Origin of the sequence: Streptomyces sp. NPDC001816 (assembly GCF_042892235.1) — a bacterium.
Taxonomy (GTDB): Bacteria; Actinomycetota; Actinomycetes; order Streptomycetales; family Streptomycetaceae; genus Streptomyces.
The window spans coordinates 1,079,859-1,095,261 of sequence record NZ_JBIATY010000001.1 but is presented as its reverse complement, the minus strand read 5'-3'; the positions used below and the strand labels follow the sequence as shown (position 1 = coordinate 1,095,261).

The 15,403-nt window shown below is 71.3% G+C and carries 15 protein-coding genes and 4 pseudogenes; 10 read left to right on the top strand and 9 right to left on the bottom strand.

Features of this window, described 5'->3' with window-relative positions:
* Positions 1-192 precede the first annotated feature (192 nt).
* Positions 193-913, top strand: a pseudogene (locus ACFYZZ_RS05010) (xyloglucanase); the annotation flags it as partial.
* Positions 914-1,162: 249 nt separating this feature from the next.
* Here the strand turns inward: ACFYZZ_RS05010 and ACFYZZ_RS05005 are convergent.
* Complete coding sequence (locus ACFYZZ_RS05005; protein ID WP_389171630.1) at positions 1,163-2,272, bottom strand: FAD-dependent oxidoreductase; 1,110 nt, start codon at positions 2,270-2,272, stop codon at positions 1,163-1,165.
* A 124-nt stretch (positions 2,273-2,396) separates the two neighbouring features.
* On the opposite strand from ACFYZZ_RS05005, the gene ACFYZZ_RS05000 reads away from it, so the two are divergent.
* Positions 2,397-2,990 carry a TetR/AcrR family transcriptional regulator gene (locus tag ACFYZZ_RS05000; RefSeq protein ID WP_389171628.1) on the top strand — a complete coding sequence of 198 codons (594 nt, stop codon included), beginning with the start codon at positions 2,397-2,399 and terminating at the stop codon, positions 2,988-2,990.
* Between the two features lie 103 nt (positions 2,991-3,093).
* Here ACFYZZ_RS05000 and ACFYZZ_RS04995 read toward each other — a convergent pair whose 3' ends face one another.
* Together ACFYZZ_RS04995 and ACFYZZ_RS04990 are read right to left on the bottom strand one after the other, a co-directional pair.
* Positions 3,094-3,690, bottom strand: coding sequence for an NADPH-dependent F420 reductase (locus ACFYZZ_RS04995; protein ID WP_389171625.1), 597 nt, complete (start codon positions 3,688-3,690; stop codon positions 3,094-3,096).
* 41 nt (positions 3,691-3,731) lie between these two features.
* Entirely contained in the window at positions 3,732-4,550 is an 819-nt protein-coding gene (locus ACFYZZ_RS04990; protein ID WP_389171622.1) for an inositol monophosphatase family protein, read from the bottom strand.
* A gap of 140 nt (positions 4,551-4,690) precedes the next feature.
* Here ACFYZZ_RS04990 and ACFYZZ_RS04985 point away from each other — a divergent pair, with 140 nt between their 5' ends.
* The gene (locus tag ACFYZZ_RS04985; RefSeq protein ID WP_389171620.1) at positions 4,691-5,596 is read left to right on the top strand and encodes a LysR family transcriptional regulator; all 906 of its coding nucleotides are present in this window, start codon (positions 4,691-4,693) and stop codon (positions 5,594-5,596) included.
* A gap of 19 nt (positions 5,597-5,615) precedes the next feature.
* Here the strand turns inward: ACFYZZ_RS04985 and ACFYZZ_RS04980 are convergent, their stop codons facing one another.
* Complete coding sequence (locus ACFYZZ_RS04980) at positions 5,616-5,819, bottom strand: hypothetical protein (RefSeq protein WP_389171617.1); 204 nt, start codon at positions 5,817-5,819, stop codon at positions 5,616-5,618.
* Positions 5,820-5,873: 54 nt separating this feature from the next.
* On the bottom strand, positions 5,874-7,007 hold the full coding sequence (locus ACFYZZ_RS04975; protein WP_389171615.1) for an FAD-dependent oxidoreductase: 1,134 nt from the start codon (positions 7,005-7,007) through the stop codon (positions 5,874-5,876).
* 111 nt (positions 7,008-7,118) lie between these two features.
* On the opposite strand from ACFYZZ_RS04975, the gene ACFYZZ_RS04970 reads away from it, so the two are divergent.
* Positions 7,119-7,847, top strand: a complete 729-nt coding sequence (locus ACFYZZ_RS04970; RefSeq protein WP_389171613.1) for a TetR/AcrR family transcriptional regulator C-terminal domain-containing protein — start codon at positions 7,119-7,121, stop codon at positions 7,845-7,847.
* A 119-nt stretch (positions 7,848-7,966) separates the two neighbouring features.
* Here ACFYZZ_RS04970 and ACFYZZ_RS04965 read toward each other — a convergent pair.
* The 4 genes and pseudogenes from ACFYZZ_RS04965 to ACFYZZ_RS04950 all read right to left on the bottom strand — a co-directional run.
* Positions 7,967-8,514, bottom strand: a pseudogene (locus tag ACFYZZ_RS04965) (rhamnogalacturonan lyase); the annotation flags it as partial.
* A gap of 30 nt (positions 8,515-8,544) precedes the next feature.
* Positions 8,545-9,321 carry a class I SAM-dependent methyltransferase gene (locus ACFYZZ_RS04960; RefSeq protein ID WP_389171611.1) on the bottom strand — a complete coding sequence of 259 codons (777 nt, stop codon included), beginning with the start codon at positions 9,319-9,321 and terminating at the stop codon, positions 8,545-8,547.
* A gap of 5 nt (positions 9,322-9,326) precedes the next feature.
* Complete coding sequence (locus ACFYZZ_RS04955; protein WP_386576030.1) at positions 9,327-9,632, bottom strand: 4a-hydroxytetrahydrobiopterin dehydratase; 306 nt, start codon at positions 9,630-9,632, stop codon at positions 9,327-9,329.
* 48 nt (positions 9,633-9,680) lie between these two features.
* Positions 9,681-10,757, bottom strand: coding sequence for an ADP-ribosylglycohydrolase family protein (locus tag ACFYZZ_RS04950; protein WP_389171608.1), 1,077 nt, complete (start codon positions 10,755-10,757; stop codon positions 9,681-9,683).
* 68 nt (positions 10,758-10,825) lie between these two features.
* On the opposite strand from ACFYZZ_RS04950, the gene ACFYZZ_RS04945 reads away from it, so the two are divergent.
* The 6 genes and pseudogenes from ACFYZZ_RS04945 to ACFYZZ_RS04920 all read left to right on the top strand — a co-directional run.
* Positions 10,826-11,683: a helix-turn-helix domain-containing protein gene (locus ACFYZZ_RS04945; protein WP_389171606.1), complete on the top strand. Its 858-nt coding sequence runs from the start codon at positions 10,826-10,828 to the stop codon at positions 11,681-11,683.
* A 96-nt stretch (positions 11,684-11,779) separates the two neighbouring features.
* Positions 11,780-12,643 carry a helix-turn-helix domain-containing protein gene (locus tag ACFYZZ_RS04940; RefSeq protein ID WP_389171603.1) on the top strand — a complete coding sequence of 288 codons (864 nt, stop codon included), beginning with the start codon at positions 11,780-11,782 and terminating at the stop codon, positions 12,641-12,643.
* Between the two features lie 57 nt (positions 12,644-12,700).
* Positions 12,701-13,513: an SAM-dependent methyltransferase gene (locus ACFYZZ_RS04935; RefSeq protein WP_389171601.1), complete on the top strand. Its 813-nt coding sequence runs from the start codon at positions 12,701-12,703 to the stop codon at positions 13,511-13,513.
* A 108-nt stretch (positions 13,514-13,621) separates the two neighbouring features.
* Positions 13,622-14,476, top strand: a pseudogene (locus ACFYZZ_RS04930) (molybdopterin-dependent oxidoreductase); the annotation flags it as partial.
* A gap of 130 nt (positions 14,477-14,606) precedes the next feature.
* Positions 14,607-15,101: a nitrate reductase molybdenum cofactor assembly chaperone gene (gene narJ, locus ACFYZZ_RS04925; RefSeq protein WP_389171599.1), complete on the top strand. Its 495-nt coding sequence runs from the start codon at positions 14,607-14,609 to the stop codon at positions 15,099-15,101.
* A gap of 56 nt (positions 15,102-15,157) precedes the next feature.
* Positions 15,158-15,398, top strand: a pseudogene (locus ACFYZZ_RS04920) (respiratory nitrate reductase subunit gamma); the annotation flags it as partial.
* Positions 15,399-15,403: the final 5 nt, after the last annotated feature.

Below are 15,403 nucleotides of genomic sequence, written 5' to 3'. Positions count from 1 at the left end.
CTCGTGGAAGGACCCCCACCGTGCGAAGAACCCGCATCCTCACCGCCGTGCTTGCCCTCGCGGCCGGATTGCTCGCGGGCAGCCCGCCCGCACTTGTCGCCGACGGCACCGCGCAGGTCACGCTCGCCGCCGACACGTACACCTGGAAGAACGCCCGGATCGACGGCGGCGGCTTCGTCCCCGGGATCGTGTTCAACCGCTCCGAGATTCGCCGAGACGAACCCGAACACGGTGGTCCGCGTGGGCAACCTGGACTCGGGCCCACATCGCGTTCTCGACCGACGACGGCGCCAACTGGTTCGCGGGGACGGACCCTTCGGGAGTGAGCGGTGGCGGCGCGGTCGCGGCCGCGTCGGACGGCAGCCGGTTCGTGTGGAGTCCGGCGGGTACGGGCGTGCAGTACACGACCGGCTTCGGCTCGTCCTGGTCGGCGTCGAGCGGCATCCCGGCCCGGGCGATCGTCGAGTCGGACCGGGTCGCCCCGAAGACCTTCTACGGCTTCAAGTCCGGGAAGTTCTACGTGAGTACGGACGGCGGCCCCACCTTCACCGCCTCCTTGGCGACCGGTCTCCCCAGCGGCGACAACGTGCGCTTCAAGGCGCTGCCCGGGACCAAGGGTGACGTGTGGCTGGCGGGCGGGGCGACGGACGGCGCGTACGGCCTGTGGCACTCCACGGACGGCGGGGCGAGCTTCACCAAGCTGTCGAACGTCGACCAGGCCGACACCATCGGCTTCGGCAAGGCGGCGACGGGAGCCTCGTACCAGACCCTCTACACCAGCGCGAAGATCGGCGGCCTACGCGGCATCTTCCGCTCCACGGACAAGGGCGCGACCTGGACGCGCATCAACGACGACGCCCACCAGTGGGGTTGGACGGGCGCGGCGATCACGGGCGACCCGCGAACCGTCGGCAGCTCGATCCAATGGTTCGTTCCACACCTGGCTGCCGGTCGGCCCGGGCCGGTGGGCTCGGGCTGCCGCCGTTCCCCGGCCACTGGACGTGCCGGTTGGGCGTGTCAGTGACCTTGTGTAAGTGCCGTGGGGTCATTGGATGCTGAGCCGCCCCTCGAAGAACAGCGAGAACTGGTTCAGCGCCTCCCTTCAGTGCGCGGCGACCTTCGACGCGGGCGCGGCCGAGGGACCGGGGGCGGTGGAGTCGGCTCAGGAGGCCGTCGCGGGAACGAGGTGGTCGAGTCCCTGCGCACTGCCCGTCGTGGCCACGATCGAGCGTGGCAGCATGATGCTCTCGTAGGCGCGGACGGCGTCGTCGACGCTGGATTCGGTGACGAGGGCGTGGGCGAGGTCGGAGCCGTCGAGCATGGAGAGATTGGCGCCCAGCCCAACCGGGGGCATCAGGTGCGCGGCATCGCCGAGCAGCGTGACGCCGGGAACGTGGTCCCAGGTGTGCGGGGCGGGCAGGACGAACAGGGACCGGTTGATGAACCCGTTGTCGCTGTTCCGCAGGATGTAGCGCAGGCTGTCGTCCCAGCCGTCGAACATCCTCAGCAGGTGCGTCCGCACGGCCCGCTGGTCGCCGAGGTCGATACCGGCGGCCACGTGCCAGTCCTGCGGCGCGCGGAACGCGATGTAGGCGCGGATGTGGCCGTTGCTGTTGCGCTGAGCGACCAAGGACCTGCCGGCGCCCTTGGCCAGCATCGATCCGTTGCCGACCAGCCGCGCGAGGTCGCGATGGCGGGAGTCGCAGTGGTCGAATCCGGTCTCGACGAAGGTGACGCCGGTGTAGCCGGGCGCGGCGTGCGACAGAGCCGGGCGGACGCGTGACCAGGCGCCGTCGGCACCGACCACCAGATCGAAGTCCTCGGCGGTGCCGTCACCGAAGAGCAGCCGGCAGGTGCCGTCCGCCAGCGGGGTGACCCCGCTGACGGCGCGGTCCCACCTCACCGTGCCGTCAGCGAGCGAGTCCAGGAGCAGACCGCGCAGCTGGCCTCGGTCGATCTCCGGCCTTCCGCCGTCGGCGGACGGCCCCTGCTGCGCCAGGAGGGCGGCGGTGGCGAAGTCGAGCACGCGCCACTCATCTCCTTCTGGGCGAGCGAGGGCGTGGAATCGGTCGAGGAGCCCCGCCGCACTCAAGGCGGCCTGGCCGGTGTCGGGATGCATGTCGAGGGTGCCGCCCTGCGGGCGGGCGTCGGCGGAGGCCTCGCGTTCGAAGACGGTGACAGAGCGGCCGAGTTGCTGCAGGACTCGGGCGCAGGTGAGGCCGCCGAGGCCGGCGCCGACAATCGCGATGCGGGGATCACGAGCAGAGTTCATGGGAGTGTCCCTCGGGAGGTGGATGAGCCGCCGGGAGGCCAGGCATCACCAAGAAAGCACACTCACTCAATAAGTGCAATCACTACACTTTCATAGCGGATGCACGTCGAGATACGGTGTGCGAGTGACCGAACCAACCGGGCGCCGCGAGCGCAAGAAGGCCCAGACCCGCCAGTCCCTGGCCGACGCCGCACTTGAGCTCTTCCTCGAACGCGGGTACGACCAGGTCGGCGTCAAAGACGTCGCCGACTACGCCGACGTCTCGGTGACCACCCTCTTCAAACACTTCTCCTGCAAGGAAGCCCTGGTCTTCGACCAAGACGACGACCTGGAAGCAGCACTCGTCGCCGCCGTGTGTGAGCGCCCCCCGGACCAGTCGATCCCGCAGGCGCTGCGCGAGCATCTCCTACTGAAACAGACCCAATTCGCCGTCCACGCCACGGACCCGCGCTTCGCCGACTTCACACGCCTGGTACAGGAAACTCCTGCGCTGCGCGACTACGCCCAGCGCATGTGGACGCGCCACGAAGCGGCCCTGACGAGGGCCATCGCCGAGGCCGTCGGCGCCCCCGAGGACGACGTCAGCTGCGCCGCCCTGGCCCGTTTTTCCCTCGAGGCCCGCAGCCTCATCCTGCGACATGCCGAACCGCGCCGAGCCGCCGACGAGGCCTTCGCACTGCTCGAACACGGCTGGGCGGCCTCCCATCCGAGCGACTGACCCGGCCTGCGAGGACGAGAAGAGGGCCGTGTGACGTAGTTGGCCGGACCCACCAACTCGCCACGTCTTACGGTCATGTGTCATGAAGAGGCGGGTCCGGCTGTCAGCGAGCGATCGAGATTGCGAAGGGCGCGAATCCGCTGGATCGGATCACGTGCGGCACGAACAGGATCGCGGCCTCAGCAGCCCGCGCGGTCTCGATCCCACCCAGGTCCGTGATCCACTCCTGGTGCCAGCCGAGGTCCGCGAGCAGTCCGCGGGCGACCTGCTTGGCCTGCGGGTCCTGGCCGGAGAGGAAGGCGGTCGGCGGCTGGGTAAGCGCGGCGGGCGCGGTCATCACCGTGTAGAGCATCGTGTTGAGCGTCTTGACGACGCGCGTTTCGGGGAGCGCGTCTTGGAGTTGCTCAGCGAGGCTTGAACCGGGGTAGATCAGGTCGGCGGGCAGTCCGTCCGGTCCGTCGACGGTGGCGTTGGAGACGTCGACGAGGATCTTGTCGCGCAGTTCCTCGCGCAGAGCGACGAGCCGGTCCAGCGAGCCGGCGCCCGGGGTGGCGTTGATGACGATCTGGGCTGTCCGGGCAGCGTCGGCGGCGGCGCCCGGCGCGCGGTCCGCCACGGTCACCTCATGCCCGGCCCGGGTGAGGGCTGTGGCCAGGTTGCCGCCGACACGGCCGTTTCCGAGAACTGCGATCGTGGTCATGATGATCTGGTCCTTCCGTGCGTGCAGGTTGTGGTGCGCGGTCAGCGTGAGAGCGTGGCGACGGCCTCGGCATGGACGCCGGGCGCGGCGGCCAGGAAGCTCTCGCTCTGCGGGGTCCAGGGGCGGCCCTCGGCGTCGGAGATCTGTCCGCCGGCCTCGGTGACGAGCAGCGCCCCGGGCAGCAGGTCCGCGCGGGCGCCGGCGAACTGCCAGAAGGCGTCGATCCGGCCGGCGGCCACGTTCAGCAGGTGCAGGGTCGCGGGCACGGCGGTGCGGACGACGAGCGCGTCGAAGAGCATGGCGGTGATCGAGGAGCCGACGCGCCGCACGACCTTCTCGTCCTCGTCCGGCCGGGCCTGGCTGGTGGCCACGATGCTCAGGCCGAGGTCCGCGGTCCGGGAGACGTGCAGCGGCCGGCCGTCGAGGTAGGCGCCCTCGCCGGTAAGCGCGGTGTAGGTCTCGCCGGTCAATGGCAGGTGGACCGCGGTGAGCACCGGCTGGTTCTCACGCACGAGGGTCGCGGTCACCGCCCACTCCGGCAGGGCGTGCAGGTGGTTGACGTTGCCTTCGGCCGGATCCACGACCCACCATTCGCCGGGCGGCAGCGCCCCGCCGTCCAGCTCGTCCTCCACCCAGCCGGCGTCCGGACGCAGCCGCGTGAGGCGGGGGCGCAGGATGTCGAGGGCCATCTCGTCGTTGGCGGCGAGCGCGCTCATCAGCTCTTCGCGGCTCTGGTAGCGGACCACCTCGCCGAATCGCTCGCGCAGCGCCGAACCGGCCGCGCGCACGGCGATCGCGGTCTGGGCGAGCAGGTCGGCGTCGGAGGCGGCGACATCGGTGGTCTGAAGCGTTTCGGACATGGTGGTACTCCCGTGTGAGGAGGGGGTGATGAGGCCGGTCGAGGGCCGAACTGCGCGTTACTTCTTGCGCTTTCGTCTCAACGGTATGCAGCCCTTTGATTAACTTCAAATGCATGTCAAGCACGGTTAGGATTACTCACATGCAATTGGATTTGAATCTGCTCGCCGCGCTCGACGCGCTGCTGGAGGAGGGCAGTGTGGCCGGGGCGGCGGCGCGCCTGCACGTCACCGCCCCCGCGATGAGCCGGAGTCTGGGCCGGATTCGGCGCACGACCGGGGATCAGATCCTGGTGCGCACCGGCCGCACGATGACCCCGACGCCGTACGCGATCGCCGTCCGGGAGCAGGTGCACGAGCTGCTGCACCAGGTCCAAGGGGTGCTGGCACCGAGCCGTGAACTCGATCTGGCAACGTTGGAGCGCACGTTCACACTGCGCTGGCACGATTCACTGGTCGCCCTGAGCGGCCCCGCACTGCTCGCGGCCGTGCGCGGACAGGCGCCGGGCGTGCGACTGCGCTTCGTCGCGGAATCGAGCATCGACACCCCCGAGTTGCGGCGCGGCGAGGTCGACCTGGAGGCGAACGCCAACCGCCCGAGCGCACCGGACATCCGAGCCGAGAAGGTGGGCGAGACCCGCCTCGTCATCGTCGTGAGGCAGGGGCACCCCCTCACCCGCGTCAGGACCGTCACCGCAAAGCGGTACGCCGCCGCTGAGCACGTCACCGTCTCTCGACGTGGCAACCTCAACAATGCCCTCGACGACGCCCTCACGCGGCTCGGCCTCACCCGCCGCGTGGTGGCGACCGCGCCCACGGAAGCGGCCGCGCTGGAGTTCGCGCGCGGCTCCGATCTCCTGATCAGCGTCCCCGAAGCCACCACACGGTCAGCGGTCGCCGACCTCGGCCTGGTCGTGCTCCCCCTCCCGCTCGAACTGCCGTCGGCACCGATATACCTGTCGTGGCATCAGCGCTACGACACCGACCACGCCCACACCTGGCTGCGCGGGCTGGCGCGAACCGCGCTGGCCATGTGCGGAGCGTCGTAGTCGGCGCCGTCCGGCCGCTTCACCCATACGCCCACGCGACCAACGTCTTGACGGTCTCCTGGCTGCCTCCACCCCCAATGCTGCTGGCCCGCTCCCACCACGCCTCCGTCCGCTCCCTGGAGCGGTACGCCCCAACGTCGGCGCGGTCGCTCGGCACGTCGCCGAACGCGGCGGCGATCTGCTTCAACGTCAGCAGCGGCTTGTCCGTGCGGATGCCGGCCATGGGGGCGGCCAGACCGACGCCTGCGGCTCACGATCGCGGATCTGTGGGCCCTGCTCACTCGGTCGGCTCCTGGCCGGTGAGCAGGTTGAGCAAGCCGGCGGGGGCGTTGTCGCCGAAGATGAGCTGGTGGTTCTTGTCGGATTCGGCGGCGAACCGGGCACTGCGGGGGAAAAGGGCCTGCTCGTACTCCGCAAGGGCGGCTTCGATGTCGTCGGGGTGTGCGGCGATGGCTTTGCCGAGTTCGGCGCCGTCGAACATGGCGAGGTTGGCGCCCTCCCCGGCGAACGGTGACATGAGGTGGGCGGCGTCGCCCAGCAGCGTCACTCCAGGAACGCGGTCCCACCGGTGGCCGATCGGCAGGGCGCTGATCGGGCGCGGGGCGAGGACGGTTTCCCCGTCAGTGATGAGTGCGGTGAGTTCAGGCGCCCATCCGGTGAATTCGGCCGCGAGCTGGGCCGCCGCCGTTTCGGGACTGGCGAGGATGGCGGCGATCCAGTCCTGCGGCTTGTTGAGCGCGACGTAGGTGTGAAGAACGGCGTGGGCCTCTCGATGGCCGAGGATCCCCTTGCCGGCCGTGACGGCGAACAGGGAACCGTCGCCGGTGGCCTTGGCCGCTGCGGGGTGGCGTTGGTCGGCGTCGTACAGGTAGGTCTCGATGAACGACGTGCCGACGTACTCGGGCTTCGCGTCGGACAGCAGCGGCCGGACCCTCGACCAGGCGCCGTCCGCGCCCACGAGGAGGCTGGTCGTCACGGTCGGCCCGTCGGCGAACGTCAGCTCGTGCCTTCCGTCTCCGAGGGGGCGGACACCGGTGACCTTGTGTCCCCACTGGATCATCTCGCCGGGCAGCGAGTTGATCAGGATCCGACGCAGGTCTCCGCGGAGCACCTCGGGGCGCCCGCCCGTGCCGTCGTCGGGCTGGTCAAGCAGGACCGCGCCATGCTGGTCGAGCACGCGCACGGCCTCGCCGCCTTCGTGGATGATCGCGCGGAACTCGTCGGTGAGGCCGGCCGCTTCGAGGGCGAGCTGCCCGTTGTACTCGTGGATGTCGAGCTGGCCGCCCTGCGTGCGGGTGTCCGCCGATGTCTCGGCTTCGTAGATGGTCGCGGGGATGCCGTGCAGGTGCAGGACCCGGGCGAGGGTCAGGCCGCCGAGCCCGGCGCCGATGATGGTGACGTGAGTGTTCATGGCGGTTTCCCTTTCGGCTGGACACGCTCTACTCGGGTACAGTGTTCGCAGTAATGGCGCCACGATAGCACTACTGCGAACGGTGAGCGCAGTAGCGTGAAGGGAAACCCAATGGACGACGCTCACACGGTGGTCTGGAACCGGCCTGAGCGGGCCGCGAAAGGCCCCGCACCCTCACGCACCCGGGCGGAGATCACCGCAGCCGCCATCGCGATCGCCGACGCCGAGGGCATCGACGCACTGTCCATGCGGCGCGTCGCCAAGGAACTGGGAACGGGCACAGCCTCGCTCTACCGCTACCTGGCGTCCAAAGACGACCTGCTCGATCTCATGCTCGACGCCGTAGCGGCCGAAGACGGCGGCCCGCCTGCCCCCACCGGCGACTGGCGCGGCGACTTGCGGACACTGGCCTATCGCTCCCGGGCCACCATCCACCGGCATCCCTGGATGACCTCCCTCGCGGCAGGGCGCCCATCACTTGGACCGAACTCCCTCGATGCCACCGAACACGCACTCGCCGCCCTCGATCCCCTTGGCTTCGACATCGACGTCATGATCACCGTCGTCAATACGCTGCATGCCTTCGTTCGCGGCTACGCCATAGGCGAACTCGCCCAACAGGAAGCCGTCCGACGCTCCGGAGTCAGCAACCAGGAATGGATGGACGCCCACGCGCCCTACCTCGACAAAGTCGTCAAGGCCGGGCGCCATCCACTCCTCGCCCGCGTCATTCGTGATGCCGAACTTCCCCACGCGGCCGACCGCGCCGAGCGCGGTTTCGAACTGGGACTCGAACGACTTCTCGACGGATGGGAGGCCAACCTCCCAGTCCGACCCTGACGATTCGACAGCGCCAACTGGGGGGCATCAGGGAACTCCGCACCCGGGCGCCGGCCTCGGCGCGCTGAACCCCCGACACAGCGCGATTCCCAGAAACGAGCGTCGATCACCTCTCGGTGGGAGTTGTCCTTGGCGTTGGTCGGCTGCCACTTGAGGACGAAGTCCAGCTGCCCGTCGCCGTCGAGGTCGCCGACGGAGGCGTCGTTGGCCTCGTAGGTGTACGACACCCCGTCGGGCCCGGGCCGCTCGTGGGTGGGCTGATCGGTACGTCCTTGTAGCCGCTGCGGAACTGGATCGCGTGCTCGGAGTCGGGCTGTTCGACCCCGCCGACGATCGCGCGGACCGTGTAGTCGGCCTGGGCGGGGGCGCCGGCGTGGAAGAAGGTCGTGGAGCCGGTGATCGGGGCCGGGTTGACCTTCGTGCCGGCGCGGTAGACGTTGAAGGAGACGTCGTCGGGGTCGGTGCCGAGCCGGCGCCGGCCGACCAGGTTGCCGCTGTCGGTGTGGACGCTGACCAGGCCCCGGTCGAGCTTCTCGACCTGCCGGGCGGTGGCGGCTTCGGCGGAGCCGGTCGACAGGGTCGCCAGGCCGGCGCCGATCAGCGCCGCCGTGGCGGCCGCCGCGAGGGCGGCCCTGCGGCTTCTGCGGTGGGGGTGCGGGTGCTTCACGTGCCGTACCTCCCGGGAGGACGGACGGGGTCACGTGTCAGTTGCCGCCGCCTGCCCGGGAGTTGCCGCCTGCTTCCGGTACGAGCGCACGCTGAACCGTGGGTCGGCCCGGCGGCGGTCCTGGTCGGGCAGGGCCGCCAGTCGCTCGGCGAACCCGTCGGCGCGGGGGTCGCCGGGCGGCAGCACGGTGAACCAGCCGCGGCGCAGGTCGGCGATGGTGGAGCGGGGGCTGCGGCCCTGCCCGAGGCCGGGGAAGGTGGCCTGTCCGGCCGGCTGCAGCCCGTGCTCGGCCGCGTGGGCGGTGAGGACTTCGGCGGCGTCCTGGGCGGGGCGGCGGGGGCGCGGGGCGAGGACGGTGTCGATGTCGCTGCCGACGTCGTGCGCGGCGGCCTTGTCGACGGTGGTGACGTAGACCCCGCCGGGCCGCAGCACACGGGCGCACTCGGCGACGACGGCGCGGACGTCGGCGGGGTCGGACAGCAGGTGCAGCAGCCAGATGCTGGTGACCGCGTCGAAGGTGGCGTCGGCGAAGGGCAGCCGGCGGGAGTCGGTCAGCAGGACCGCGCCAGGCAGGCGGGCCGCTGCCATGCGGGCCATGGCGGGGGCGAGGTCCGCGCCGGTCACCCGCAGGCCTGGGCGGGAGGCGGCCAGGCGCCGGGTGACGATGCCAGTGCCGCAGGCGACGTCGAGGAGACGGCCCGGCCGGTCGGGGATCAGGCCGAGGACGGCGTGTGCGGCGGCCTCGGCGCGCGGCTCGCCGCCGCGGGACTCGTCGTAGGCGTCGGCTTCCTTGTCGTAGTCCAGCACACCGCTCAGTGTGACCCGTGGCCTGGGGCGATGTCCTCCACTCTGTGGGCGAGTTCGAAGTCCTTCCCGGTGACGACGCCGCCCGCGCTGTGGGTGTTCACGCTGAGGGAGACGGTGTTGTAGCCGAGGGTCAGGTCGGAGTGGTGGTCCAGCTCGTCCTGGATCCGGGCGATGTGCACGACCAGCGCCGTGGCGGCGAAGTGCGAGCCGAGCCGGTAGGTGCGGGTGAGCCGGTCGCCCTCGACCGACCAGCCGGGCAGCTCGGCCAGCCGGTCCTCGATCTCCTTCTGCGACAGCGGTTCGACGGCCACGAGCGGTCTCCCTTCAGGGCGGGCTGGTACGCGTTCAGCCTGCCACGCTCAGCCCCGTACGCGCTCCGCCGCGAGGTCGTCCGCCAGTGCGGCGATGCGGGCGCGGCCCTCGATCCGCTCGACCCAGGCGTGGGGCAGGCCGACGTCGCCGTGCCGCGCGCCGAGCAGGTTGCCGCAGATCGAACCGGTGGAGTCGCTGTCACCCGAGTGGTTGACGGACAGCAGCAGGGCGTCCTTGACGCGGGGCTTCGCCAGGGCGGAGTACACGCCGAGGGCGAGGGCCTCCTCGGCGACCCAGCCCGCCCCGAGGGACTCGACCTTCTCCGCGGTCGGCGACCCGTCCGCGGCCAGGTCGAGGGCCTCGCGCAGGGCGGCCGAGGTCTCCTCGTGGCCGGGGTGGCGCTCCAGCAGCCGCAGGGTGCGCAGCACCGCGCCCTCCAGGGAGTCCCCGGCGACGAGGTGGGCCACGATCGCGGCCAGGGCACCCGCCGCGTAGTAGCCGGTGGGGTGGCCGTGGGTGATCTGGGCGCCGCGGGCGGCCATGGCGAAGGCCGCGTCGGCGGGGTTGACGAGGCCGAAGGGGGCCGAGCGCATCACCGCGCCGCAGCCCTTGGAGTCCGGGTTGACCTGCCCGGGCCTGCCGTCGAGCGGGAGCTGGGGGTCGGGCGCGTACATCTGGGCGACCCCGGACAGGCAGGCGTTGCCGGGGGCGCGGCGGGCGTACAGCCAGGGCTCGGCGAGCAGGCCGCCGGCGGGCTGCGGTTCGGCCTCCTCGGGGCCCGGCTTCGACTGGGTCTGCAGCCACCGCTCGTACGCCTGGCGCAGCAGCAGGGCCCAGCCGCCGCCGATCCCCTTCTCCCGCTCCCGAACATGGGCCTGGACAAGGGCCTCGACGGTGAACAGGGTCATCTGCGTGTCGTCGCTGATCCGGCCGACCACCCCGTACGCACCGGGGACGAGGCCGGTCACCCCGTGCTCGCCGTGGGAGACGCGGATCCGGTCGAGGGAGGCGAACTCGACGGGGTAGCCGAGGGCGTCACCGACGGCTCCGCCGAGCAGACAGCCGCGGACCCTGGACCGGTACACCGCCGCGGCCTCCCAGGACGGCTTCCACGGCTGGTTCATGCGGGTGCTCCTCAACTCCGGTGCCCGGTTGCGGTCGCCGGGCGGGCTCCTCGACTACGGTCGTCCGTATGACCATTGTCGCGACCGGCCCGAACGCATCCGCCGCCACCCCCGCCGACAAGACAGACAAGGCCGAGAAGGCCGACAAGGGCATCGGCCCGCTGCTGCGCGCCTGGCGGGAGCGGCGCAGGGTCTCGCAACTGGAGCTGGCGCTGCGCGCCGACTCCTCCGCCCGGCACATCAGTTTCATCGAGACCGGCCGCTCCCGGCCCAGCGAGGAGATGGTGCTGCGGCTGGCCGAGCACCTGGACGTGCCGGTGCGTGAGCGCAACGCCCTGCTCCTGGCGGCCGGTTACGCCCCGCACTACCCGGAGACCCCGCTGGACGACCCGGCGCTGGACGCGCTGCGCGACGGCATGGAGCGCCTCATCCAGGGGTACGAGCCGTATCCGGCGCTGGTGGTCGACGCCGGGTACACCGTGGTGGCCGCCAACCGGGGCATCACGATGCTGCTGGAGGGCGTCCCCGAGAAGCTGCTGATGCCCGCCCCGAACGCGATGCGGCTGACCCTGCACCCGGAGGGGCTCGCGCCGCGCATCCGCAACCTGCGCGAGTGGCGCGGGCATCTGCTGGCGCAGATGGAGCGGGAGATCGCCCTGCACCGCTCGGACCAACTGCGCGCCCTGTACGAGGAGGTGGCCGCCTACCCGGTGCCCGAGGAAGCGCCCGGCGACGAACCGGCCGAGCCTGTGCCGTACTTCGCGCTGCCGATGCAGATCGAGCACGACGGCCGGATCCTGTCATTCGTGTCGTCGATCTCCACCTTCAACACGCCCATGGACGTCACGGTCGCCGAACTCGCCATCGAGACGTTCCTGCCCGCGGACCCGGCGACCACCAAGTACCTGCACACCCTGGCCGGTTGACGATCTCTCCCGAGCCGACTCCCCTCGACCGCGTGTGCGAAACGGCGGCGCATGACAGACTGCCCGCGTACTTCGGCGCGTAGGGGAGGGCGTGGCGTGAGTGAGCGGCGGGCTGCGCCCACCGTGGGCCAGGTGGTGCTCGGCAAGCGGTTGCAGGAGCTGCGGGAGGCGGCCGGCCTCAGCCGCGAGGAGGCCGCCAGGGTGCTCCGGGTGGCGTCGGCGACCGTACGGCGGATGGAGATGGCCGACGTCGCGCTGAAGATCCCGTACGTGCAGGTGCTGCTGACCACCTACGGGGTGCCCGAGGAGGAGTCGGCCACGTTCGTGCGGCTGGCCGAGGAGGCGAACCAGCCCGGCTGGTGGCAGCGGTTCCACGACGTGCTGCCCGACTGGTTCAGCCTGTATGTGAGCCTGGAGGGCGCCGCCCGGATCATCCGCTCCTACGAGCCGCACTTCGTGCCCGGCCTGCTGCAGACCGAGGAGTACGCGCGCGAGGTGATGGAGGCCGGGACGATAGGGCAGACCGGCCCGGACACGGTCGAGCGGCATGTGTCGCTGCGCATGGAGCGGCAGCGGCTGCTGGAGCGGGACGATCCGCCCCACCTGTGGGTGATCATGGACGAGACGGTGCTGCGGCGTCCGGTGAGCACCCGGCCCGAGGTGATGCGCGACCAGCTGGACCGGCTGCTGGAGTACGCCGAGCGGGACCGGGTCACCCTGCAGATCGCCGAGTTCGCGGCCGGCCCGCACCCGGGGACGTACGCCCCGTTCACGCTGTTCCGGTTCGCCGAGCCGGAGCTGCCGGACATGGTGTTCACCGAGTACCTGACCGGAGCCCTGTATTTGGACTCGCGCCGGGAGGTCTCGGCGCATCTGGAGGTGCTGGACCACATGACGGCTCGGGCCGCCTCCGCGCAGCGCACGATGAAGCTGCTCCGGGAGTACCGCGAGACCTTCTGACTCCCCTGCGAAACAAACCTCCGACACCCCTGCGACCAGCCAAGGAGCACACACCGCATGACCGGACCGGACGCCGCGCCACCCACCGTGATCGACACCAGCAGGCCGCACCCGGCGCGGGTGTACGACTGGTGGCTGGGCGGCAAGGACAACTACCCGGTGGACGAGGAGCTGGCCCGGAAGATCCTGGCCGCGGACGGCACGGCGGTGCGCGGGGCGCGCGCCAACCGCCGGTTCATGCACCGTGCCGTGCGGGCGGCGGCCGAGGCCGGGATCCGGCAGTTCCTGGACATCGGCACCGGCATCCCCACCGAGCCCAACCTGCACCAGGTGGCGCAGGGCGCGGCCCCGGAGTCCCGGGTGGTGTACGCGGACAACGACCCGATCGTGCTGCGGCACGCCGAGGCGCTGTTGCACGGCTCCGCCGAGGGCGGCACGGAGTACGTCCACGCCGACGTCCGGGACCCCGAGACGATCCTGCGGCGGGCCGGGGAGAGCCTCGACCTCGACCGGCCGGTGGCGCTGTCCCTGGTCGCGCTGACCCACTATCTCGATGATGCCGACGACGACGTGTACGGCCTGGTCGAGCGTTATGTCGCGCGGCTCGCGCCGGGCAGCTTCCTGATCCTGTCCCAGGTCACGCAGGACCTCAGCCCGGACGGGGTGGCCCGGGCCGCCGAGCTGTTCCGCAGGAGCGGCACGCCCTTCCACCCGCGTACGCTGCCCGAGTTCCGGCGGTTCTTCGACGGCCTGGAACTCCTCGGTCCGGGGGTGATCCCCGTGCACGGGTGGCGCCCGGAGCCGGAGGACGTGGCGGCGCAGGCGGAGGGCGTGGTGCCGGTGTACGCGGGGGTGGCGCGCAAGCCCTGAACCGGACGGGTGACCGCCCGTGCCGGGTGACCCGTACGGCGGTCTGAACAGGTGGGTGTCCCTGCCCGCCCCTAGGTTCTGAACCATGGGGTGAGCTAGGGAGCGTACGTGACGGACACGCGGACACCACCGGGGGAGCCCGGCGCGGCACTGCTGAGCGCCGGGCGGTTCTTCCGGCCGGGCACGCCCGCGCCCGACCTGCACAGCGTGACGCTCACCGGCGGCCGGGAGGCGGACGCCTGCTACCGGGACCGGTGGAGCCACGACAGGGTGGTGCACTCCACGCAGGGGGTGAACTGCACCGGTTCCTGCCGGTGGAAGGTGTACGTCAAGGACGGGATCATCACCTGGGAGACCCAGGAGACGGACTACCCGTCGGTGGGCCCGGACCGCCCCGAGTACGAGCCGCGCGGCTGCCCGCGCGGTGCCGCGTTCTCCTGGTACACCTACTCCCCCACCCGGGTGCGCTACCCGTACGTCCGGGGCGTGCTGCTGGAGCTGTACCGGGAGGCGAAGCAGCGGCTCGGCGACCCGGTGCTGGCGTGGGCGGACCTGCAGAGCGACCCCGAGCGGCGCGGCCGCTACCAGCGGGCGCGCGGCAAGGGCGGTCTGGTGCGGGCGAGTTGGGACGAGGCCGTGGAGATCGTCGCGGCCGCCCAGGTGCACACCATCAAGACGTACGGCCCCGACCGCATCGCCGGGTTCTCGCCGATCCCGGCGATGTCGATGGTGTCGCACGCGGCCGGCGCCCGCTACCACTCGCTGATCGGCGCGTCGATGCTGTCGTTCTACGACTGGTACGCGGACCTTCCGGTGGCGTCCCCGCAGGTCTTCGGCGACCAGACGGACGTGCCGGAGTCGGGCGACTGGTGGGACGCCGCCTATCTGATGATGTGGGGCTCGAACGTGCCGGTGACGCGGACCGCGGACGCGCACTGGATGGCGGAGGCCCGCTACCGCGGCCATGGGCGGCGACGGCCCCTTCGGTCAGGACTCCGGCCGCAGACGGCTGCCGCTGGTGTCCGTCGAGACCTTCCATCCGCTGCGGGGGCGGCAGACCTCCGACCACGCGGACGACGCCTAGGAGGCCCTGATGCCCTCGGACGCGGTGCTGTACCAGGCTGCGGCGCTCTGCCTGACCTACCCGGACGACGACTTCTTCGCCCGGCTGCCACTGCTGCGCGAAGCCGCCCCGCAGCTGCGCGCGTTCACCGACCACGCGGCCGTCAGCGAGCCGCAAGAGCTGGCCGCGCACTATGTGCAGGTCTTCGACTTCGAAAACCGGCACAGCCTGTACCTGAGCTGGTGGCGGGACGGCGACACCCGGCGGCGGGGCATGTCCCTGGTCCGCTTCAAGGACGTCTACCGGCAGCACGGACTGGAGTTCAGCGGCGAAGAGCTGCCGGACTTCCTGCCGGCGGTGCTGGAGTTCACCGCCCGCACCGGCGACACCGATCTGCTGACCGGACACCGTGACGCCCTGGAACAGCTGCGGTCCCGGCTGACCGACCACGGCACACCGTACGCGGCCGTCCTGGACGCCGTGTGCGCCGCGCTGCCGACCGCACACACCGGAGTGCGCTCCTGACCACGCTCCTGTGGGGCGCCCTGCCCTACACCGCCTTCGCCCTGCTGGTCGCCGGCCTCGGGACGATCGTCCTGGGCATGGTCGCCAAGCTCGCACACCTCCGGCGACGGCTACGACTACCGCGAGACGATCGCCCCCTGGGCGCGCAGCCTGTTCACGCTCCAGCCGAAGACCCGCCTGATGGAGGGCGTGCCGGTGCAGCACCTGTTCCGGCCGTACGTCGTCTACCGGACACGGGATCCGAGGCAGCTCGGGCCGCGGCCGGAGCGGCGGGGCTGGGAGCGGCTGGGCGGTTAGGCCGG

Bases quoted from the DNA above. Each gene is read 5' to 3' on its own strand.
- ACFYZZ_RS04975 (WP_389171615.1), bottom strand. From the start codon at position 7,007: ATGAACACTCACGTCACCATCATCGGCGCCGGGCTCGGCGGCCTGACC.
- ACFYZZ_RS04990 (WP_389171622.1), bottom strand. From the start codon at position 4,550: ATGTCCGAAACGCTTCAGACCACCGATGTCGCCGCCTCCGACGCCGAC.
- ACFYZZ_RS04970 (WP_389171613.1), top strand. From the start codon at position 7,119: ATGGACGACGCTCACACGGTGGTCTGGAACCGGCCTGAGCGGGCCGCG.
- narJ (WP_389171599.1), top strand. From the start codon at position 14,607: ATGCCCTCGGACGCGGTGCTGTACCAGGCTGCGGCGCTCTGCCTGACC.
- ACFYZZ_RS04980 (WP_389171617.1), bottom strand. From the start codon at position 5,819: ATGGCCGGCATCCGCACGGACAAGCCGCTGCTGACGTTGAAGCAGATC.
- ACFYZZ_RS04995 (WP_389171625.1), bottom strand. From the start codon at position 3,690: ATGACCACGATCGCAGTTCTCGGAAACGGCCGTGTCGGCGGCAACCTG.
- ACFYZZ_RS04985 (WP_389171620.1), top strand. From the start codon at position 4,691: ATGCAATTGGATTTGAATCTGCTCGCCGCGCTCGACGCGCTGCTGGAG.
- ACFYZZ_RS04935 (WP_389171601.1), top strand. From the start codon at position 12,701: ATGACCGGACCGGACGCCGCGCCACCCACCGTGATCGACACCAGCAGG.
- ACFYZZ_RS04950 (WP_389171608.1), bottom strand. From the start codon at position 10,757: ATGAACCAGCCGTGGAAGCCGTCCTGGGAGGCCGCGGCGGTGTACCGG.
- ACFYZZ_RS05005 (WP_389171630.1), bottom strand. From the start codon at position 2,272: ATGAACTCTGCTCGTGATCCCCGCATCGCGATTGTCGGCGCCGGCCTC.
- ACFYZZ_RS04945 (WP_389171606.1), top strand. From the start codon at position 10,826: ATGACCATTGTCGCGACCGGCCCGAACGCATCCGCCGCCACCCCCGCC.